The organism is Azospirillum cavernae (genome assembly GCF_003590795.1).
Classification (GTDB): Bacteria; Pseudomonadota; Alphaproteobacteria; order Azospirillales; family Azospirillaceae; genus Azospirillum; species Azospirillum cavernae.
This window is the reverse complement of sequence record NZ_QYUL01000006.1, coordinates 1-20,519: the sequence shown is the minus strand read 5'-3', so window position 1 is coordinate 20,519 and position 20,519 is coordinate 1. Positions and strand designations below refer to the sequence as shown.

Genomic DNA, 20,519 nt, shown 5'->3' with positions numbered 1-20,519 from the left:
ACGGCCTACCGCAAGGCTATTCACTACAATCCCAAAAAATACGCCGCCTATATGAATTTGGCCGCCATCGGCCACAAGCACGCCAACGCCCAATTGGCGGCCAATGTCTCGCGCGATCTTCTAAAAATAAACAAGAATTACCTTCCCGCTTACAACAATTACGCACTGGCTTTGGCGTCTCTTGGGAAAAGTCACGAAGCCGTGGACGCGTTCGCGCACCTGTGCGCTGGTCAGCCGGGCAATTATCGCGGTCGCAGCAATCTTGTCTTCTACAGCCAGTATTTGGACACGACCACGCCCCGGAAGCTGTACGAGCTTCATCATGAATGGAACATCCGGCACGCCGAACCGCTGCGCCGCTCTTGGCCCAAGCACCACAATGACCCGTCACCGGATCGACGCCTGCGCGTCGGCTATGTCTCACCGGATCTGAAGCAACATTCCTGCGCCTGGTTTATGATGGATCTGCTGACGCATCACGACCGCGCGGCCTTTGAGATTCACGCTTACGCCAATGTTGATCGGGCCGACAAGGTGACGGATCTGCTGAAAGAGCAGATTGAAGTCTGGCATGATGTTGAAGCGCTGAGCGACACGGAACTTGCGCGCAAAATTCATGAAGACCAGATCGACATTCTGGTCGATCTGACCGGCCACACCGCCCGGCACAGCCTTCTCACCTTTGCCTGCAAACCGGCGCCGGTTCAGGTGACATGGCTGGGTTATCCCGGCACCACCGGCTTGCAGGCCATCGACTACCGCTTGTCCGATCCCTGGCTGACGCCCGACGGCACGCCGGAGATTTTTTCCGAACAGGTTTACAATCTGCCGCGCGTCTCCCACTGTTTCCGCGCCCCGGAAGCCGAGGCGCCCAACGCTCTGCCGGCCTTGACCAACGGTTTCATCACCTTTGGGTCGTTCAACAACTTCGCCAAAGTGTCCGATGCGGCGGCAAGATTGTGGACCGCCGCCTTGAAGCGGGTTCCCACCGCCCGTTTGCTGTTGAAATCACGCTACATCCAAAGCGACGAAACCCGCGAATCCCTGCTCGACCGCTTCCGCCGCGCCGACGCGGATCTGTCGCGGATCGACCTTGTCAGCGGCACCGAGCATCAGGACGCGCATCTGGCGCAATACAACCAGGTCGACATCGGCCTGGACAGCTTTCCCTATGGCGGCATGACCACCACCTGCGAAGCGCTGTGGATGGGGGTTCCGGTCATCACCCTGGCGGGCGACCGGACCAGCGCCCGTTATGGCAACAGCGTGTTGAACGCCGTCGGGTTGGGTGATCTGGTGGCCACGGATCCCGACCAGTTCGGCGAGATCGCCGCCCGTCTGGCGGGCGACATCGACGCTCTGGCCGCCTTGCGGGGCAGCCTGCGCGACCGGATGGCCCGGTCGCCGCTGTGCGACGGCCCGGATTTCGCCCGCGCTATGGAGGCCGCCTATCGCGACATGTGGACCCGCTGGTGCAGAACCCGAAATCGGTGATTCAGGCGGTGGCCGATCCGTTCGATCCGTCAGCGTCGGCGGTCCAGGCCCGTTTGGAACAGGCGCTCGCCCTGATCCGCGCCGGTCATTCAGCGGACGCGGAGGCTTTGTGCCGCGCGTTGGTCGGTCGGATACCGGCCAACGCCGACAGCCATCATTTGCACGGCCTTGCCGCGCTCAGCGGCAAACGCGCCGCCGACGCTTTGCCCCGGCTTCTCCGGGCGGTCGCGCTCGCTCCTGGCGTGGCGCATTTCCACACCAATTTGGGCACGGCTCAGCAGGGGGCCGGACAGTCTGCGTCGGCGGAGCGCAGTTACCGTCACGCGCTGCGCTTGGCCCCGGATCAGGCGGAAACCGCCTTCAACCTCGCCAAGCTGTTGGCTCTGACCGACCGGGCTGAGATGGCGGAGGCCCTCTACCGCCTTGCGGTGGCTCTCCAACCAGGGCGCGGAAAATATTGGAGCAATCTGGGCGATCTGTTTTTGCGGCTGCGCCGGGAAGCGGAGGCGCTGCGCGCTTACGCCCGCGCCGACGCCGTGGCGGGCGGTCCGTTGGTCGAAACCGCCGTCAACCGGGGCATGGCCCATCAGCGGCTGAACCGGCTTGCCCAGGCTCTCGCCTGCTACGACGAGGCTCTGGTCGCCAACCCGGACAATGTTGCGGCGCACTGGAATCGCGCTTTGGCGCTGCTGGTGTCCGGTCGCTTGGCCGAAGGGTGGGATGAGTATGAATGGCGGTGGCGCTTGGCCGAATGCCAACCCCGCCCGTTCGAGCAACCCCTGTGGAATGGCGAAGCGCTGAAGGGCCAGACCCTTTTGCTGCACGCCGAGCAAGGGTTGGGCGACACGCTCCATCTCGCCCGTTATCTGCCGCTGGTGGCGGAACGGGTCGGAGAGTTGGTTCTGGAATGTCAACCGCCGCTGCGCCGCTTGCTCGCGGACAGCTTTTCGTTCGTGACGGTGGTTTCAGCCGGTGATCCACTGCCGGATTTCGACCGGCATCTGCCGCTGCTCAGCCTGCCCCGGATCTTCGAGACCCGGCTGGACCACATCCCAACCGCCACACCCTATCTGCAAGCGCCGCCCGGCGCCGCGCTGCCGCCGGGCCGGGCCGGAACGGTGGCGGTGGGCTTGGTCTGGGGGGGCGATCCCGCCCACCGCAACGACCGCCAACGGTCGCTTGATCGCCAGGCTTTGGCGTCGCTTCTCGCGATTCCAGAGGCGACCTTCTACAGCCTTCAGAAAGGCGCGCGGACAAGCGATCTTGCCGATGCGGATCCTGCGGGTTCGGCCATCAACCTTGCCCCCGCCATCGCCGATTTCGTCGACACCGCCGCCTTCATCCAGAGTCTGGATCTGGTCGTCACGGTCGACACCTCCGTCGCGCATCTGGCCGGGGCGTTGGGCCGCCCGGTCTGCGTCATGCTGCCCCATTCCCCGGATTGGCGATGGCTTTTGGATCGTCCGGACAGTCCATGGTATCCTTCCGCGCGGCTGTTCCGCCAAACCGCTCCCGGTGATTGGACCGGCGTGATCCACGCCATCGCGGCCCATCTCGCCAGCCTCCGCTCCGCTCTGGCGACCGGCTCCGGTCGCTCCTTCCGCTAACATTTTCTTCCGGCTTGCCATGAAAATCGTCTTCATTCACCAGAATATGCCGGGGCAATACAAGCATCTGGCCGCAAAGTTGGCGCAAAATCCGGACAATCAGGTGGTTTTCATCACCAAGCGCAAGGACCGGAGCCTGCCGAACGTCAAGCGGATCTCGTACGAGGTGGCCCGCGAGCCGAGCAAGTCCATCCATCAATATCTGTACCGGACGGAAGACGCGGTGTTGCATGGGCAGGCGGTGGCCCGCATCCTGGTTCAGATGCGCAAGGAACGCTTCATCCCCGACATCATCATCACCCATCCGGGGTGGGGGGAAGCGCTGTTCGCCAAGGATATTTTCCCGGACACGCCGCTGCTGAACCATTGCGAATTCTACTATCAGTCCCGTGGCCAGGATCTCGATTTCGATCCCAGCCATCCGCCAGAATTGGACAGTATTTTGCGGTCGCGGATCCGCAACACGCATCTGCTGTTGTCGCTGGAATCCTGCGACCGGGGCCTGTCGCCGACCCAATGGCAGCGCAGCGTTCACCCCAAGCTGTATCACCCGAAAATCACGGTCATTCATGAAGGCGTGGACACCACGGCCTTGCAACCCGACGCCAACGCGACCTTCGCCTTGCCCGACGGCACGGTCCTGACCCGGCAGGATGAGGTGGTGACGTATGTCGCCCGCAATCTGGAGCCGTATCGGGGTTTTCCCACCTTCATGCGCGCCATACCGCGCATCTGCGAGCAACGGCCCAACGCCAAGATCCTGATCGTCGGCGGCGACGGCGTCAGCTATGGCGGACCGCCGACCGACGCGCCGAACTGGCGGGAAAAGATGCTGGCCGAGGTTCCGGTTGATCCAACGCGTGTCCATTTCCTGGGCTATTTGCCCTACGACCGCTTCACCCAAATGCTCCGGGTGACGTCGGCGCATGTCTATCTGACCTTCCCCTTCGTGCTGTCCTGGTCGATGCTGGAGGCGATGGCGTTGGGCGCGCTGGTGATCGGTTCGCGCAGCAAGCCGGTGGAAGAGATCATCACCCATGGCGAAAACGGGTTGCTGGTTGATTTCTTCTCGCCGGACAATGTGGCCGATCAAGTCGTGTCGGTTCTGAAGAACCGCGAGGATTTCACCGAAATCGCCCGCGCTGGGCGGCGCACGGTTTTGCGCAAATACGATCTTGCCCATTGCCTGAAGCAACAGATGTCGCTGATCCACTCCATGGTCCGGGGCCGTCGGGGATGAGTCCGGTCGCCGCGAAGCTGGCCGCGCTGATCCCTGTCGACGCTTGCACCGTGTTTGAAATGTGCCGGTCGGGCGATTCCGTGGCGCAGCGATTCAGGCTGCGGAACCCGACCACCGCCTTCATGATCGAGTCTGTGCCGCTCTCCAGGTCGTTGGATGATCTGGCCCGAGGGTTGGCGACGGTTTCCCGGCCGTTCGACGCCGTGCTGTTGCATGAGGATGTCCTGCAACGGCCCGATCCGTTCGCGGTGCTGGCGACCATTCTGCCCCATCTGCGGGCCGACGGTTCGCTTCTCATGGTGCTGCCCTGGGCATGGTGCGAGCAACGGCGGATCGCGGCGGGGGGGGCCTCGGTCATTGCGGTGATCGAAGCCGCGCTTGCCGATGGACCTTTGCGGGACAGCGGTTTGGGCGTTGATTGCGCGGCGCGGATCACCAGGACGGATGACGGCGTCCCTCGCCTGATCGTCCGCGCGGTGCGGAAGAAGGTCTTCCGGCGTCTCTATCTCGGCGCGATGACGCTGCGACCGGCGGGAGCCTGCAACGACACCCGGATCGACTTGCCGAACGCTTTTCTGGAAACCATCCCTGGCGTGCGCTGCACGACGTCCGTCGAGCATATTCTCAATTCGGCGCGACTTTCCGGCGAAAGGCGCATCGCCATCTTGCAACGGCGCATCGCCAGCCCGGCGGATCTGCCCGACCTGAAAGGGTTGTTGAGGGAAGGTTATCTTCTGGTCTCGGAATTTGACGATCATCCCAATCACTGGCCAAACATGGTCCGGAACCAGTATTTGACCTTTCGCGGGGTGCACGCGGTCCAGACTTCGACCGACTTTCTGGCCGGGGAGTTGCGCGGCCACAACCCCGAAATTCAGGTCTTTCCGAACCAGATCGCCACTCTGCCGCCGCCGCGTCAGCCACGCGCCGATGGTCGGCTGGCCCTGTTCTTCGGCGCCTTCAACCGAGGCGGCGACTGGCGGCCCCTGATGGAGCCGCTGAACCGTATCCTGGCCGCCAACCGGAACCGGATCGGCGTGCAGGTGGTGCATGACCGCGCCTTCTTCGACGCGCTGGACACTGAAAACAAAGCCTTTATTCCGACCTGCGGCTATGACGTCTACATCCAGGCCCTGCGCCGTTGCGACATCGGTCTGTTGCCGCTGAACGACACCCTGTTCAACCGCAGCAAATCCGACCTGAAATTCATCGAATGCGCCGCGCACGGGGTCGCCGCCCTGGCCAGCCCGGTCATCTACACCGAGACGCTGCGCGATGGCGACACCGGCGTTCTGTTCCATTCGCCCGCAGAGTTCGCCGCAGGGCTGACGCGGTTGATCGAAGACGCCGATTGGCGCGCCGGAATCGCCGCCAACGCCTATGGGTATGTGCGCGACCATCGTCTGATGGCGCAGCATTTCCGCAAACGATTGGACTGGTATCACTCCCTCTTGGACCGTAAGGAAGAACTCGACGCCCGCCTGTACGAGCGGGTGCCGGAATTGCGCCCTTGAGATTTCCGCGCTCATCAAGCGTCTAGACACCGAGCTGACCCGCATGCCCGCCACCGCCGCCGTCTATTACCACCCCGACGCTTATTCCATCGGGCGCTCTGACCTGAAAGGGCGTCATGCCGCCGGGGCCGGCTTCCTGACGGCGTTTGCCCGCCATCATGAGGCCGCCGCCCTGCACTGCTACGCCGCCGACCGGCGGCTGGCGGTGGAGTTCGCCGGGGTGGTGGAACGGGCGGCGGGACGCCCCCGCCCGGTCTCCTGGATTCCGACCGGGGAGCCGGGCAAGCTCTCCGGTCCCGGTTGCCTGTTCCTGCCCGGCCCGGCGCTGGGCGAATCCGCATGGCGGCGGCGCTTCGCCAACGCCCGGGCCTACAGCCTGTGCGGGGTGACGCACACGATTTGCTCTGAACGGGTGCTCGACGCCTTCGGCGATTATATGATCGCGCCGGTTCAGCCGTGGGACGCGCTGATCGTCACCTCCAACCCGGCGCGCGCCGCCATTGAAACTCTGCTCGGTGGTTGGGGAGACTATCTGGCGACACGCTTTGGCGCGCCAGCCATCAGCCCCGTGCGCTTGCCGGTGATCCCGTTGGGTGTCGATTGCGACCGCTTTGCCGACACCCCGGAAAACCGGACGGCAGGCGCGCAACTGCGGCAGGCGCACGGAATCGGGGCCGACGATGTGGCGGTGTTGTTTTTCGGTCGGCTGTCCTTTCACGCCAAGGCGCACCCCCTGGCGATGTTTCTGGCTTGCGAACAGGCGCAAGCGCGCTGTGGCCGCCGGATTCACCTGATTCTCACCGGCTCGGCCAGCAACCCGGACATTGAGCGCCAGTTCCGCGACGGCGCCCGCCGCTATTGCCCATCGGTCAACACCATCATGCTGGACGGCGCCGACCCGGCCCACGCCCTGGCTCCCTGGTTTGCCGCCGACCTGTTCATGTCGCTCTCCGACAACATCCAGGAAACCTTTGGCCTGACCCCAATCGAGGCGATGGCCGCCGGTCTTCCGGTGATCGTCTCTGACTGGGACGGCTACCGCGATACGGTGAGCGATGGCGAGGTCGGTTTCCGCATCCCGACGCTGATGCCGCTGCCCGGCGCCAGCGGGCAGGAGTTGGCCTTCCGCCACATGCTGGAGATCGACAATTTTGACCGTTACATTGGCGCCGCCAGCCAGGCGACCGCTGTGGACAGCGCCGCCGCCAGCGATGCTTTGGTCCGACTGGTTGAGGATCCCGGATTGCGCCGCCAAATGGGTGAAGCCGGTCGGCGTCGCGCGCGCGCGCTGTTTGATTGGCCGGTGGTGATCGCCGCCTATGAGCGGCTGTGGGAGGAACTGGCTCATCTGCGGGCAACCGCCGCTGAGTTGGCGCCCCAGCGCCCCAGCGCTCCGCCGGCCCCCCTGCGCCGGGATCCTTTCAGCCTGTTCGAAGGCTTTGCGACCCAAAGGATGGGGCTGGAAACCCGCCTGTCCTGTCGGCATGCGGATCCGTCGGCGGCGCTCGATCACATTCTGGTGGCGAGCATGAACACGTTTTCCGCCGCGACCCTGTTGTCACGGGAGGGAACCCTGCGTTTGCTGACGCATGTCCAGGACACCGAGCGGGGTTTGGACGAATTGCTTGCTCTTTTCCCGCCGGGCGAGGGCGCGCGCGTCGCGCGCAGCGTGGGGTGGCTCGTCAAGTGCGATCTCTTGACCGCCCGGCTTGTCTGACCCGCGCGGCGCAGCATGACCGACACGTCCCCATCTGGCGCCCCGCAACCGATCCGGCTGTCTCCCGCCCAGGTGTACGCCATGGCGGCCCTGCACCGGAGCGAACGACGCTGGCCCCAGGCGGCGGCTCTCTACCGGGCCGTGGCGACGTTGGATCCGACCGCTGTCGAACCCCGTTTGGGGTTGGCGCAGATGCTGAACGTCCAGGGGCTTTGCCAGGAAGCGGCGGCGGTTCTGGAACGCGCTCTGGCCATTGATCCATCCAACGGGGCCGGGCTGCACGCTCTGGCCGTTGCGGCGCACAGCAAAGGGCTGCTTGACCTATCCATCCTTTTGGGCAAAAGGGTTCTTGCCCTAGAACCCGAGAACCCAAACACCCGTTACAGCCTCGCGCACGCTCTGCTTTGCCAGGGTCGGCTGGCTGAAGGCTGGGCGCATTACCTCGCTCGCCCATCCACCCGCTTGGATCCGAATCCATTCGATCGACGCCCGCTTCCCCGCGATCTGCAAGGGCGTCGGCTTCTGGTGATGGCCGACCAGGGATTGGGCGACGAGATCTTCTTTCTGCGCTTCGTCCCCCGCCTGAAAGAGGCCGGGGCCTGGATCACCTACCGAGCGCATCCCAAGATCGCTGGGCTGGTCGCCCGATTGCCCTTTCTCGATCATGTCTCGACCTGCGCCGCTGAGGATCCGCCGGGCCTTGGCACGCTGCTGTCGGTGGGCGACCTGCCCCACCTGACCGCAGCCTTTGCCGAACCGGATCATCCCCTTTCAATCCGCCTTTTCCCTCTGGTCGACCGTGTGGCGAGCCTGCGCGCGCGGTTGAGCGCCTTGGGGCCGCCGCCATACATCGGCGTCACCTGGCGGGCGGGCGTGATCGACATGTTGGACAAGCGGATCCCTTGCGAGGCGCTCGCCGCTGTCCTGGCCGAAACCCCAGGCACGATCCTGTCGTTGCAGCGCCAGCCGGAAATGGGCGAGGTGGCCGCTTTCGCCCAGTTGGTTGGTCGGTCGGTCGTCGATTTTGGCGCGCTCAACGAGGATCTGGAAGAGATGCTGGCGCTTCTCGCTCTGCTGGAGGAGGTGATCGGCGTCAGCAACACCAACACGCATCTGCGCGCGGCCCTGGGTTTGAACGCGCGGGTCCTCGTGCCGTTCCCGGCGGAGTTTCGCTGGCTGGGCGATGGCCCACACAGCGTATGGTTTCCCGGTTTCACCGTGTACCGGCAAAGATCGGATGACGGATGGACAACCGCGCTGGAACATCTGCGGAGCGATCTGCGCACCGAGCAACATCGAGAGGGCGGCGCGTCATGACACCCGCAGACACCATCATCGTCACCTCGGCGAACACGGCGTATGCGCCGCTGCTGGCCGGGCTTCTGGAGTCCGTGCGCGACCATGGCGGGGGTTTGCCGGTCGGCATCCTCGACACCGGGTTGACGGTCGAGGATCGCGACCGCTTCGCCCCCTACGTTGATCGCTTCGCCGTCCCCGATTGGCACATGAGCGCCGAGCACCAAGCCCGTTTCCGACCGCCGGAATGGATCAAGGCGATGACCGCCCGCCCCCATCTCCGCGATTATTTTCCCGGCTACCAGACCTACATCTGGCTCGACGCCGACACCTGGGTGGCGACGCCGACCGCGCTTGCGACGCTGGCCGCCGCCGCCGCAGGTCGGGACATCGCCGTCGTGCCAACGGTTGATCCAGCCTACACCCGCTATCACGGGCTGGGAGCGTTGAAGGCGCGGGCAGCCATTCTGCCGGTGTACCGAACACTGTTGCCCGAAGCTTTGGCGCAAACCATGCTGGTGCTGGGCGAAATTTGTTCCGGGGTTTTCGCCATGCCGACCGGCTCGCCGATTTGGGACCTGTGGGCGGCGGAAATTGGCCCAATCCTGGACTTCTCGATGGAACGGTCGGACACGCTGTATCACATCTTCGAGCAGACCGCTTTGAATCTGGCGGTTCACCGCCGCCATGCCGACGCCGCTTTTCTGCCCGCCCGCTTCAACTGGGTGTTGGGAGAAGCAAGGCCGTTGATCGACGATACGACCGGAAGCTTGCGCGTTCCCCAACCGCCGCACGACGTCATCGAAATTCTGCACCTGATCCACAGCGGTCGCTCCATCGCCGACAAGATGGCTCCCCTTGAAACGCATACGCTGACTGGGCGCTCCATTCAGACCCCATTCGATTATCGCGCGATCCGGGAGCTTGGACATCGTCCACCTGTGGGATTGTCTGTTGGAGGACATGACGCTGTTTACGCTCCATAGGGCCTTAGAGCATCGCGCGTGAAATCTGAATCGAAGGCTTGCGTTTGTTTTTTCGCCATGATTCACGGTAGTTGGAGGTGAAACATGGGTCAGAGCTATTCGTCGGATCTTCGTGTTCGGATTTACGGTGAGATCGAGCAAGGCGGGTCACGCCGGGCAGCGGCGCGTCGGTTTGACGTGAGCGCCAGCACGAGCATCCGCCTTGCCCAGCGGATGGCGACGACGGGATCGCTGGAACCAGCGCGGCAAGGACGTTCGCCGGGAGGCGGCAAACTGGCTCCCCACGCCGCGCTTCTGATCGGTTGGGTGGAGGCTCAGGGCGACATCACCATGCCGGAACTGGCGGCCAAGCTGAAAGCCGAGCGCGGGATCACGGCTCACCCCGCCTCGCTGTCGCGCTTCCTGATCGCCAGCGGCTTCACCGTCAAAAAAAACAGTGCTGGCGACCGAAGCCGGTCGCGCTGATGTCGCTGATGACCGTCGGACGTGGCGAAACCACCGCCAGCCCCGGATGCGCGAGGAACCGGATCGGTTGGTGTTCCTCGACGAAACCGCCACCACCACCAAGATGACCCGGCTGCGCGGGCGAGCCAAGCGCGGCCAGCGGTTCAAGGCAAAAGCGCCATTCGGCCATTGGGGAACCCAGACTTTCATCGCCGCCTTGCGTTGCGATGGCCTTACCGCCCCCTGGATCATCAAGGGCGCGATGAACAAGGTTCTCTTCGAAACCTATGTCGAGACTCAGCTTGCCCCCACCCTGCGACCGGGCGACGTCGTCATCCTCGACAACCTGTCCAGCCACAAAAGCGAAAAGGCCAAAGCCATCCTCAAAGAAAAAGGAGCCTGGTTCCTTTTTCTGCCCCCCTACAGCCCCGACCTCAACCCCATCGAGATGGCCTTCGCCAAGCTCAAGGCCCATCTCCGACGCATCGGCGCACGCACCATTGAGGAACTCTGGAATGCCGTCGGCTCCATCTGTGACCTCTATACGCATGAGGAATGCTGGAACTACCTCAAGCACGCTGGATATGCGCCAGATTAAACGCTCGATGCTCTAATCATTCGTGCCGACTGACGGGCTGGCAGACAGAAGTCCCTGCGCGCGGGCACGATCCAACAGATTTTTGACCGACGCCGCCGCCCAGGTCTGCCCACCACGTGGCGTTGTCTCCCACATTGCCTCCAACTGGGCGCCGATCGCCCGAAGCGACAGCTTCGGGTTCGCTCGGGCGATGCCAGCCACCAGCACCATCAGCCGGTCGTCGGCGCGCACCGAGGGCACCTTGTCGAGCAGCACCCGGTTGGCCAGCCCTTCATCGACGAAGACGCGGACGGCCCGACGCAAACGTTCGGCGGTCCAGTGCCGACCCGGTGGCAGCTTGGCGTTCACGGCGCGCGTCACCGCCGCCCAGGAGCGGGATGGCCGAAGCCGCCGCACGGTGGGCAGCCACTCCTCCGCCGTGCGGGTCAACTCCAGCAGGTAGAGCTGACGCTGCCGGTCGGCAAGACGCTGCGCGGTCACCTTGTCGCCCTGCTTCAGCTTGGGGTTGCCACCGACCCGGCCCCGCGCCCTGGCGGCCGCCAGCCCGGCCCGCGTCCGCTCGCGGATCAGCGAACGTTCGTACTCGGCCACGGCGCCGAGCATTTGGAGCACCAGCGTGCCATGCGGGCTGGCGGTGTCGATCGGGCTGGTGAGACAGCGGAAGTGGCAACCACGCCCACGCAGGTCCTCGATCACCTCCAGCAAATGCGACAGCGAGCGACCGAGCCGGTCCAGCTTCCAGATGACCAGCGTGTCGCCCCGGCTGAGGCGGGCCAGGGTCCGTGCCAGTTCCGGCCGGGCCCGCGAGGCGCCCGAGGCCTTCTCCTCGAAAATCGTGGCGCAGCCGACGGCGCGCAGCACGTCCATCTGGGCGGCGGTGGTCTGATCGTCGGTCGAGACGCGGGCGTAGCCGATGAGCGCCATGGCGGATTCCAAGCTGAAAAAAGCGTCAGGATACCCCTTTGTAAAGTCTATGAGAATGAGAGTAAACGGTCGTTTCAGAGCGCGCCAATTCCTTTACAGCGGTCCGCAAGGGGGGCTGAGCGGGCGGAACGGAAGCCGGAACAGGCCCCCAGTTGGACCACTCCATTCCTCCCGCTCGGCGGCCGTCGGCGCGCAGATGCCGCGCGACAAAATCCCAGACCAAACAGTCGCCTGACGGGGCTGGCCAACACTGCGGAAGACGAGGGCTGTTTTGGGATAAACTCCCGATTTCCAATGGGTTGAAGATGATCCCGTGATTCCTGAAACGGACTTTTCGCATGAACTGCCGACATTTTGCATGAGCCGGTCTGCAAAACCGAGACGCGGCAGTACCCCAACCCCTTGGAATCCGGCTTTTCGCATGAACTGCCCGACAACGGCAGACAATGTCGAAGATAGCCATCTTCGCCCTTGCAAGCCGACCGCGCTCCTCACGACTGACAGAGAAGATATCGATAGCTCAGAAGAAAACTAATACTTTGCTATCATTAAAATCAATCGTTGATCGTCTAAGGCAGGGCAATCGCTTGAAGACGAGGGGGATTCCGGTACGGGGCTTGCTGTGATTCATAGAGGGCCTCGAATCGGAGGCTCATCCCATGCAGGCACGGTCGCTTTTGGATCATTTTTCGGCGCTGGAGGATCCGCGCCAGGCTTGGAAAGTGGTGTATCCGCTGCCGGAAATCCTATTGGTGATCCTGTGCGGCACGATGGCGGGAGGGGAAGATTTCGTTGAAATCGAACGCTGGGCGCGGCGCAAAGAGGATTTTCTGCGCAGCCTTTTGCCCTTCGAGCGAGGTATTCCCTCGCACGATACGCTCAACGACGTGATGAACGCTCTGCCGGCCAGGCTGTTTTCCGCCTGTTTTTCCGCTTGGGTGGCGGATCTGCGCGATGGCGACCCGGACATCGTCGCCATCGACGGCAAAACCTCGCGCCGGGCGCGGCGGGCTGAGGAAAGCCCGCTCCACACCGTGTCGGCCTGGGCCAGCCGCCAGCGTCTGGTCTTGGGGCAGGAAGCCGTGGCGGCCAAGAGCAACGAAATCACCGCGATCCCGGCGCTGTTGGAGCGTCTTGAACTCAAAGGAGCCTTGGTCACCATCGACGCGATGGGCTGCCAGCGGTCCATCGCCGAAGCCATCCGCGCCAAGGACGCCGATTATCTCCTTGCCCTCAAAGACAACTGGCCAACCCTGGCCGATGACGTGCGGCTGTTCTTTCATCAAGAGCCAGGCGACGCCTTTGACCGCCATGAGACCACCGATGGCGACCATGGCCGGATTGAGATCCGGCGCCACGCCGTCAGCCATGACGTCGCTTGGCTCACCACCAACCGCCGCTTTCCCGGAGAACCCCGTTTCCCTGGCCTCGCCATGATCGGCATGATCGAGGCCGACGTCGAAAAAGACGGCAAAACCAGCACAGCCCGACGCTATTACCTGTCGTCAGCGCCGCTGTCCGCCGCTCAGTTCGCCCGAGCCGTCCGCGCCCACTGGGGCATCGAAAACCGCCTCCACTGGGTCCTCGACGTCGTCTTCCACGACGACCTCATGCGCCTGAGAACCGAAAACAGACCCGCCAATATGGCTGTGATCCGTCATTCCGCTCTCAACCTCTTCCGCGCGATTCCTGACAAGGCAAGCCTGAAAGTCCGGCGAAAAACAGCCGCTTGGGATGACGACTACCTGCGAAAAGCCATCACTCTGGCGGCCGGATAACTTTCAAGCGATTGCCCTGCGTCAAGCCCGCTCGGGAAGCGCGATACGCTTCCAAAAACGGACGTTTGTGAAAGGGTGGCACCTTGCTTCTCGGCTACCTCCGGGTCTCCAAGGGCGACGACCAGAGCACCGCCCTTCAACGCCGCGCCTTGACCCAGGCCGGGGTGGAGCGCTTCTTCGAAGAGACCGCGTCCGGCGGCTGCTGGGATCGGCCGGAGTTGCACCGCCTGCTCGACCAGATCCGGACCGAGGATGTCGTCGTGGTTTGGAAGCTCGACCGGCTGTCACGGTCGTTGAAGGATCTGCTGGCGATCTTGGACCGGATCGAGGAGAGGGGCGCCGGCTTCCGTTCGGTGACCGAGGCCGTCGACACCACGATCCCCGCCGGCCGCATGATGATGCAGATGGTCGGCGCCTTCGCCGAATTCGAGCGCGCCATGATCCGGGAACGGACCCGGGCCGGCTTGGCGGCGGCGCGGGCGGAAGGCCGAATTGGAGGCCGCCGGCACAAGCTCAATCCCGTCCAGCAGGCGGATGTCATCGACAACGTCCTATCCGGACGGCGGACGGCGGCGCAGATGGCTCGCCTCTACAACATCAGTGAAGCGACCGTCTCGCGTCTCATCGCCGCCCATCGCCAAGCGATGCTGCCGGGGTAGGGCGCCCTACCGTATATCTGAGTCCCAATAATGTACTGACCCGAGTTCCGCCGCTCTGTCTTGAAGGCCATGTCCCGACGTCCATTGCCACCCTGCGCATCGCTATCGTCCGGATGCTCGCTCGAAATCTCCAACGATGTCCCTGCCGCCATCAACTGCGCACTCTATGGCATAGTAGAATTAATGGACAAAGCCGCCCACCTCGACTTCACGATCGAAATCGTCAAACGCACCGATGCTGAACTTGGGCTTCAAGCTTCTGCCAAGACGATGGGTTGTCGAGCGAATTTTCAGATGGATGACACGTTCGAGACGATTGGTCCGCGATTTCAAACGACGCATCGATGTGTCAGGCGGCATGATTCTGATCGCTATGGGCACCATGCCACTCCGACGAGTTCCCCACTGTACAGGCTGTCGAACAGACTCTTAAAGTAATCGTTTATCTGATGGCAAGCGCTCGGCATGTCTCATAAACGTCAGATATTTTTTGACGATACTCAGGAGTAATCATATTGACTTCAACAGATCTGTCTTTAGACGGCTCTCGAATACTTTGAATTATTTCATTCGTCAGAGATCCAAAGCTGCATCCAATTCGTTCGCACACCGCAGAAAAATAATTATATGGATCAAGCATCATCTTATCGTAATCAACAACCACGCAGTCTTTGCGAGATATTAGATTTTCATACTGGAGAATATAGCAGAAAGCTGCCCGTTCAACTTCAGGCATTGCAATATATTTCTCCTCCATTCCGTCGGGAACCCAAGGTGGAATTCTCTTGCTGTATCCAGTCTTAAAGATAAACTCCCCATTTATACCCTGCATCTGATCGTCCGAATACCAGCCCTTCTTCATAACTGAAGAGATCACGCTTTCTGGGCGTCGCAACATAACCAAGGATGTCATGTTGGGGTAGTACATCTTTAAACGATCAAGCTGCGGAAGCATTTCCGGCATTTTGAATGCAAGTCTGCGATCAAGCATGAGCGGGAACGCTTCCTGTCGGCGCCAAGTCCGCGCCATTCGAGCTTCGATTTCCTCGCGTGGACGACCATGGAAAACCCAAGAATCATCATGCGAATTGAAATTGAGAATCCGCCCACACATTGCTTGTAGCATCAACTCTTCGACTAGGAATCCTTCCAACTGAAAGCGCCAAGCGCTCTCCTCGATTTTATCGATAAGATAAAAATGAAGGTAAACAAAAGGATGTTCAAAAAAATTTTCCACATTCGACAGAGAATTCACGAGACGACTCATCATCGTCGTTCCAGAGCGTGATCCACCCGTTATAAAGATGGAATTTTCGACGATGGAGGTGACCTCTGTGTGCATGTGGAATTTCATAGTTCTCTCATAACAATAAGATTTTTGCCTCTTCAGAGATCACCAAGATAGCAACAATGTAATTCTTGGTTGGACCCTGATTTTGCGGGGACCAATATCACTCCGCATTGATTCTGTCAATGTGACTCCGCCACTGGCTCAATTGGGCAGCGATTTCGATAGCGTCCGTTAAGATGCTGCAAATTCGGCGATGGTCCTGATCGTCTTCGGTGAGGTGGCGTTTGCTTGGTAATTTCTTCCGTAATGGGCCGTTGGTCGTCAAGCCCCCGAATGGATCACGTCGCCGGTTTCATGCTTCCGTCCGTGGTCAGCACGTGGCCGCCACACCATGCGGTCAGAAGGAAGCCGCGAGCCGATCTCACAGAGCGTGATGCCCGTCCGCAAGGGCGGGTTCACCAGAAATTGCCCGGCTTCATCGGATCCTCCGTCCCGGCGACGGGACCTCGGGCGGCTGGGCCGCTGATCAGCCCGACCGGAAACGGTTTGGTTCTTATGCGGTGGCGGTCTCCTTGCCGAAGCGGAAGTCGGCGCCCCCCCCCCACATCCGGTGGCGGACAGTGGCCAGCTTGCGCGCCAGGGCGACCTTGGCGCGCATCATGCCGCAGCGCTTGGCCACGTCCAGCGCCCAGCGCGAGAGTGTCAGGAATTCCGTGTGTGGCCGGGCATACTGAGGAAGAAGGAGACCTCGAATGGCCCGTCGCAAACCGCCTGTCATACCGGACGCCCTGCTGGACGGGCTGAAGAAGGCGCTGAGCGAGCGCGCCTTGAACGCCGAGATGGACCATCATCTGGCCAGCGAGGCGGAGGCCGGCAACAGCCGCAACGGCTACGGTCGCAAGACGGTGCTGACCGGCGCCGGAGCGTTGGAACTGGAGATCCCACGGGACCGCCGGGCCAGCTTCGGCCCGCAACTGATCGCAAAGTACCAGCGCCGGTTTCCCGGCTTCGACGACAAGATCGTGTCGCTGTACGTGCGCGGCATGAGCGTGTGGGAGATCACCGGCCACCTGCGCGAGCTGTATGGGGTGGAGGTGTCGCCCGACCTGATCAGCGCGGTGACCGACGCCGTGCTGGACGAGACCGTCAGCTGGCAGGCGCGGCCGCTGGAGGCGCGGTCTACCCGCTGGTGTTCTTCGACGCCCTGCGCGTCAAGATCCGCGATGGCGAGCAGGACCGTCGCCGAAGGCGGCGTAAGCCCGCGCAGCGTTGGTTCGCAACAAGGCGGTCCATGTCGCCCTCGGCGTGCGTGCCGACGGCGCCAAGGAGGTGCTGGGTCTTTGGCTGGAACAGAACGAGGGCGCCAAGTTCTGGCTGCGGGTGATGAACGAGCGGAAGAACCGCGTCGTCGAGGACATCCTGCTGGCGGTGGTCGATGGATTGAAGGGCTTCCCCGACGCCATCCGCGCCGCCTTCCCCGACACGCTGGTCCAAAGCTGCATCGTGCATCTGTTGCGCGGCAGCCTTGAGTTCGTATCGTGGAAGGACCGGAAGGCGGTCGCCACCGCGCTGAAGGACCTTTACCGGACCATCGATGCCGCCGCCGGAGAGGCCGCGCTCACCGCCTTCGAGGACAGCCCCTGGGGCCGAAATGCCCGGCCATCGGCCAAATCTGGCGGCGGGCCTGGAGTGAGGTCGTGCCGTTCTATGTTTTTCCAGCCGAGGTGCGGCGCATCCTCTACACCATAAACGCCATCGAGCCGTTCAACGCCAAGCTGCGGCGAGCGGTGCGGGCGCAGGGCCATTTCCCGACCGACGAAGCCGCCATCAAGCTGTTCTTCCTGGTCTTGAACTGAACCGAAAAAGAGCGGACCATGCCGACGCGTGAGTGGTGCATGGCCAAGGCCCAGCTCGCCATCCTCTTCGGTGAGCGCTTCACCTGGGCTATGGCCTGAAATTGGTCAACCGCCCGGCCACACACGGAATTCCTGACACTCTCGCGCTGGGCGCTGGACGTGGCCAAGCGCTGCGGCATGATGCGCGCCAAGGTCGCCTTGGCGCGCAAGCTGGCCACTGTCCGCCACCGGATGTGGGGGGCGCCGACTTCCGCTTCGGCAAGGAGACCGCCGCCGCATAAGAACCAAACCGTTTCCGGTCGGGCTGATCAGCGGCCCAGCCGCCCGAGGTCCCGTCGCCGGGACGCAGGATCCGATGAAGCCGGGCAATTGCTGGTGAACCCGCCCTTGCGGACGGGCGTCACGCTCTGTGAGATCGGCTCGCGGCTTCCTTCTGACCGCATGGTGTGGCGGCCACGTGCTGACCACGGACGGAAGCATGAAACCGGCGACATGATCCATTCGGGGGCTTGACGACCAACCGCCCATTACGGAAGAAATTACGGGCGGGGAGGGTCCGCTCAGTCGCGGCGTCGGCCCATGAAGAAGAAATGGTTGGGATTTTGCCCCCAAGACTTAACCGACAGCCGGTCGAACAGGGTGATCGCGTCGGCCAACCGCCGGACCGTTGCCGCGTCGCCGCGGATACCGCCCAGCAGGCGGTAGATGTAGGAATAGCCGGGGAAGAAGTCCGTCTCTTCGAAGCGGCCCCGTAGGGCGGCCAGGATCGCCGCGCCGTCCGCCGCCAGATCGTTGGGGACTGACCATCCGGTTCGGACGGGTCGCGTTCGAACACGTACTCCGACCATACATCGCGGACATGCGCGGCAAGGCTGTTCTCGTCCGTCAGGTTGGCGATGTCCGCCGGTTCATACCAGTGACCGGTAAGCGCGAGAAGGGTGCGGACCAGCGCCACGGTCGCCGCGTCCCGTTCGGTGAAGCGGTCGTGGCACGGCTCCCACGTCAAGAGCCAACCGCTGGGACGCACCAGCGTGTGGGCGTGGGCGACCGCCGCCGCCACATCGGGCATATGGTGCAGCGACACTGAAAACAGCACCACGTCCCAGCACCCCTTGACCGCGTGCAGCGGGGTAATTTGGTAGTCGAGCGAGCCGAATCCCTCGTGCCAGGGATTCTGCGCCAGGGTTTGACGCGCGATGTCGATGTTGGCTTCGGAGATGTCGATGCCGGTGACGTGATGCCCGGCGCGCGCCAGTTCAAGCGAGACGTATCCGGGACCGCAGCCGACATCTAGGATGCGTTGGCCGGGACCGCAGCGATCGCTCAAGAGTTGCAGGTAGCGATCAACGCTCCACCCCACGAACAGGTTGGCGAAATGCGGATCCCGCCAGAAGCTTTTGTAGAAGTAATCGCAAGGCGCCATCCGTCGTAGGTCCGGCACAAAGCCAGCGGCCACGCGCTCCTGGATCCTTTGGTCGAAAGCGGCCGCTTCGGCGGCCAAGTTGGCGGTGGGAGTGTTGCCGGGGGTGGCTCCTGCCGTGGACATCTTTGCGGCTCCTCGCATAAGGTCGCGCGTTGCGCCCAGGAACTCCATAGACGATCAGCGGTTTTTTGGAAATCCCCCTGTCCAGATCTCCGCTTCCGTTCTCTGTCCGGCAACCGTACAGGAAAGCCGCCACCCGTCGCGGCAAACGCGTTGATTGGCAGGAAACCTTGGGCTATCTAATTCAAAAAAGCCTGCGTCAGGCGGCTATTCCATGGAATGGCAAAGAAGGTGTTTTCCAACATGGCGCAGATCGGCATCTACATTGTTTATCTTATCGTGGCATTGATGTTTTTGAACGGTGCGGCACTGGCTGTACTCGCGGCAATGCCCCGTTTCGTTCAGGACGACCCGAATGATATTTTTTCGCGCCTCAATGGTTCATTAAAGGCTCATGCCCTTGGCTGGTTCCGGCTGAGCGCTGAACAATGGCCGGTGTACGAGGCGGAAACCCGGCTCATGCACAGGTTCGGGTATGTCTACGAGCCATTCGTGGAATTTCGCCATTCGCCCGTCACGGGCATCACCCTCAACATGTCCGAGCATGGCTTCCGCCCGGTGATGGAGCAAGGTCCCTGGCCCCCACCATCTGATCAGTACACCGATCTTTTTTTTCGGCGGTTCAACGGCAATGCATTTCGGTCCCGATTGGACCGGCATCGCCAATCGGCTTCAGGACGCCTTGGCCGGTTCGACCAAGAAACAGGTGAAGATCTATAACTTTGGCCGGGGCGCTTATTTCTCCTCGCAGGAAGCGCTTTTATATCTGGACCTTGTCTGTCGGGGCTACATCCCGAACATGGCGATCTTTCTCGACGGCCTCAATGATTTCTACTTCCACGATGGGGTTCCGGCGACCGGAGCCATTTTCCGGGACGCCTTGCGGCGGCATGCGAGGAGTGGGCTCGACGAAACCGGCTCCCGGCCGAATTGGCATGCTCTGCGCATGTCTGGAACAGCCTGCCGGTTCCCCGTCTGATCGACCGGCCTGATCGACGCCATCTGACACGGACGGAACAGACCGCCGTCTACCGCACCGAATCGCTCACGCCCATGGCGGCTGATGCGGTCATCCGCCGTTATCTCTTCAACAAGAACGTGATCGAACGGTGTCCGAAGAGAACGGGACGAGGGCGTGTTCGTCTGGCAGCCCGTTCCCGGTTATCGTTACGACCTGCGCCATCACATCGCGATGCACCCGACACAGGTCTGTGCGGGCATGAGCGGTCCGGGATGGGTTACGCGCGGATGGCGGAATGGGTCGCGGCTTCGCCCATGGGCGACACTTTCATCTGGCTGGCTGATCTTCAGGACGAGCGCGCTGAACCGCTTATGTCGATGCCGTCCATTACACCGCAGCGTTTGCCGACGCCATCGCCGATGCCATCGCCCAGGCGCTGGTCTCCCGTGGCCTGCTCGCGCCAAGCCCCCGTCCACGTGTCAGCGACTCGGAAACCGCGCCCACATGAAGACGCTCTCTCATCCTCGGCGCCTGAAGGCGTTGGGCCGGTTTATCTGTTTGGAGCCGGCGGCGGCGTCTGATCGTCAAGCGGGCGATCGAGGCGGCCGGGC

The 20,519-nt window shown here is 62.5% G+C and carries 15 protein-coding genes and 4 pseudogenes; 15 read left to right on the top strand and 4 right to left on the bottom strand.

From position 1 onward, the window contains the following. Positions 1 to 201: 201 nt before the first annotated feature. The 8 genes from D3877_RS30700 (at position 202) to D3877_RS27925 (ending at position 10,896) form a co-directional block, all read left to right on the top strand. On the top strand, positions 202 to 1,494 hold the full coding sequence (locus D3877_RS30700; protein ID WP_238475141.1) for an O-linked N-acetylglucosamine transferase, SPINDLY family protein: 1,293 nt from the start codon (positions 202 to 204) through the stop codon (positions 1,492 to 1,494). Continuing rightward, positions 1,473 to 3,101, top strand: a complete 1,629-nt coding sequence (locus tag D3877_RS27955) for a tetratricopeptide repeat protein (RefSeq protein WP_158600023.1) — start codon at positions 1,473 to 1,475, stop codon at positions 3,099 to 3,101. The genes D3877_RS30700 and D3877_RS27955 overlap by 22 nt, the downstream gene beginning before the upstream one ends. Before the next feature lie 19 nt (positions 3,102 to 3,120). Beyond that, positions 3,121 to 4,341, top strand: a complete 1,221-nt coding sequence (locus tag D3877_RS27950; protein ID WP_119834094.1) for a glycosyltransferase family 4 protein — start codon at positions 3,121 to 3,123, stop codon at positions 4,339 to 4,341. Continuing rightward, positions 4,338 to 5,855, top strand: a complete 1,518-nt coding sequence (locus D3877_RS27945; protein WP_119834093.1) for a glycosyltransferase — start codon at positions 4,338 to 4,340, stop codon at positions 5,853 to 5,855. The genes D3877_RS27950 and D3877_RS27945 overlap by 4 nt, the downstream gene beginning before the upstream one ends. A gap of 43 nt (positions 5,856 to 5,898) precedes the next feature. Beyond that, positions 5,899 to 7,572, top strand: a complete 1,674-nt coding sequence (locus tag D3877_RS27940) for a glycosyltransferase family 4 protein (protein WP_119834092.1) — start codon at positions 5,899 to 5,901, stop codon at positions 7,570 to 7,572. A gap of 15 nt (positions 7,573 to 7,587) precedes the next feature. Beyond that, positions 7,588 to 8,889: a tetratricopeptide repeat protein gene (locus tag D3877_RS27935; RefSeq protein WP_119834091.1), complete on the top strand. Its 1,302-nt coding sequence runs from the start codon at positions 7,588 to 7,590 to the stop codon at positions 8,887 to 8,889. After that, positions 8,886 to 9,854 (top strand): hypothetical protein, encoded by a 969-nt coding sequence (locus D3877_RS27930; RefSeq protein ID WP_119834090.1) that lies wholly within the window; start codon positions 8,886 to 8,888, stop codon positions 9,852 to 9,854. Before D3877_RS27935 ends, D3877_RS27930 begins: the two co-directional genes overlap by 4 nt. An 84-nt stretch (positions 9,855 to 9,938) precedes the next feature. Next, a protein-coding gene (locus D3877_RS27925) for an IS630 family transposase (RefSeq protein WP_119834089.1) occupies positions 9,939 to 10,896 on the top strand; the annotation gives its coding sequence in 2 pieces (ribosomal slippage) (positions 9,939 to 10,280 and positions 10,282 to 10,896; 957 coding nt in all). 12 nt (positions 10,897 to 10,908) lie between these two features. On the opposite strand, the gene D3877_RS27920 is transcribed toward D3877_RS27925, so the two are convergent. Further along, entirely contained in the window at positions 10,909 to 11,820 is a 912-nt protein-coding gene (locus D3877_RS27920; protein WP_119834241.1) for a recombinase family protein, read from the bottom strand. 659 nt (positions 11,821 to 12,479) lie between these two features. Here D3877_RS27920 and D3877_RS27915 point away from each other — a divergent pair. The 3 genes and pseudogenes from D3877_RS27915 to D3877_RS30695 form a co-directional block, all read left to right on the top strand. After that, positions 12,480 to 13,598 (top strand): ISAs1 family transposase, encoded by a 1,119-nt coding sequence (locus tag D3877_RS27915; RefSeq protein WP_119834088.1) that lies wholly within the window; start codon positions 12,480 to 12,482, stop codon positions 13,596 to 13,598. Between the two features lie 83 nt (positions 13,599 to 13,681). Beyond that, complete coding sequence (locus D3877_RS27910) at positions 13,682 to 14,257, top strand: recombinase family protein (RefSeq protein ID WP_119834087.1); 576 nt, start codon at positions 13,682 to 13,684, stop codon at positions 14,255 to 14,257. Positions 14,258 to 14,504: 247 nt separating this feature from the next. After that, a pseudogene (locus D3877_RS30695) lies at positions 14,505 to 14,690 on the top strand (transposase); the annotation flags it as partial. A 9-nt stretch (positions 14,691 to 14,699) separates the two neighbouring features. On the opposite strand, the gene D3877_RS27900 reads toward D3877_RS30695, so the two are convergent. Both D3877_RS27900 and D3877_RS27895 read right to left on the bottom strand, forming a co-directional pair. Further along, a complete protein-coding gene (locus tag D3877_RS27900; RefSeq protein ID WP_119834086.1) occupies positions 14,700 to 15,611 on the bottom strand; it encodes a sulfotransferase in 912 nt (303 codons plus the stop codon). Positions 15,612 to 16,101: 490 nt separating this feature from the next. Further along, positions 16,102 to 16,257 (bottom strand): annotated as a pseudogene (locus tag D3877_RS27895) (IS110 family transposase); the annotation flags it as partial. Positions 16,258 to 16,300: 43 nt separating this feature from the next. Here D3877_RS27895 and D3877_RS27890 point away from each other — a divergent pair. Further along, positions 16,301 to 17,503, top strand: a pseudogene (locus D3877_RS27890) (IS256 family transposase). 30 nt (positions 17,504 to 17,533) lie between these two features. Continuing rightward, a pseudogene (locus tag D3877_RS27885) lies at positions 17,534 to 17,685 on the top strand (IS110 family transposase); the annotation flags it as partial. 119 nt (positions 17,686 to 17,804) lie between these two features. On the opposite strand, the gene D3877_RS27880 reads toward D3877_RS27885, so the two are convergent. Continuing rightward, entirely contained in the window at positions 17,805 to 18,950 is a 1,146-nt protein-coding gene (locus D3877_RS27880) for a class I SAM-dependent methyltransferase (protein WP_158600022.1), read from the bottom strand. A 240-nt stretch (positions 18,951 to 19,190) separates the two neighbouring features. Between D3877_RS27880 and D3877_RS29655 the strand changes: the two genes are divergently transcribed. Together D3877_RS29655 and D3877_RS27875 are read left to right on the top strand one after the other, a co-directional pair. Continuing rightward, complete coding sequence (locus D3877_RS29655) at positions 19,191 to 19,667, top strand: hypothetical protein (RefSeq protein ID WP_147395306.1); 477 nt, start codon at positions 19,191 to 19,193, stop codon at positions 19,665 to 19,667. Further along, positions 19,630 to 19,926: a hypothetical protein gene (locus D3877_RS27875; RefSeq protein WP_147395305.1), complete on the top strand. Its 297-nt coding sequence runs from the start codon at positions 19,630 to 19,632 to the stop codon at positions 19,924 to 19,926. The genes D3877_RS29655 and D3877_RS27875 overlap by 38 nt, the downstream gene beginning before the upstream one ends. The last annotated feature ends 593 nt before the right edge of the window (positions 19,927 to 20,519 follow it).

Bases quoted from the DNA above. Each gene is read 5' to 3' on its own strand.
- D3877_RS27950 (WP_119834094.1), top strand. From the start codon at position 3,121: ATGAAAATCGTCTTCATTCACCAGAATATGCCGGGGCAATACAAGCAT.
- D3877_RS27945 (WP_119834093.1), top strand. From the start codon at position 4,338: ATGAGTCCGGTCGCCGCGAAGCTGGCCGCGCTGATCCCTGTCGACGCT.
- D3877_RS27940 (WP_119834092.1), top strand. From the start codon at position 5,899: ATGCCCGCCACCGCCGCCGTCTATTACCACCCCGACGCTTATTCCATC.
- D3877_RS27935 (WP_119834091.1), top strand. From the start codon at position 7,588: ATGACCGACACGTCCCCATCTGGCGCCCCGCAACCGATCCGGCTGTCT.
- D3877_RS27930 (WP_119834090.1), top strand. From the start codon at position 8,886: ATGACACCCGCAGACACCATCATCGTCACCTCGGCGAACACGGCGTAT.
- D3877_RS27920 (WP_119834241.1), bottom strand. From the start codon at position 11,820: ATGGCGCTCATCGGCTACGCCCGCGTCTCGACCGACGATCAGACCACC.
- D3877_RS27915 (WP_119834088.1), top strand. From the start codon at position 12,480: ATGCAGGCACGGTCGCTTTTGGATCATTTTTCGGCGCTGGAGGATCCG.
- D3877_RS27900 (WP_119834086.1), bottom strand. From the start codon at position 15,611: ATGAAATTCCACATGCACACAGAGGTCACCTCCATCGTCGAAAATTCC.
- D3877_RS27880 (WP_158600022.1), bottom strand. From the start codon at position 18,950: ATGTCCACGGCAGGAGCCACCCCCGGCAACACTCCCACCGCCAACTTG.
- D3877_RS29655 (WP_147395306.1), top strand. From the start codon at position 19,191: ATGGCGCAGATCGGCATCTACATTGTTTATCTTATCGTGGCATTGATG.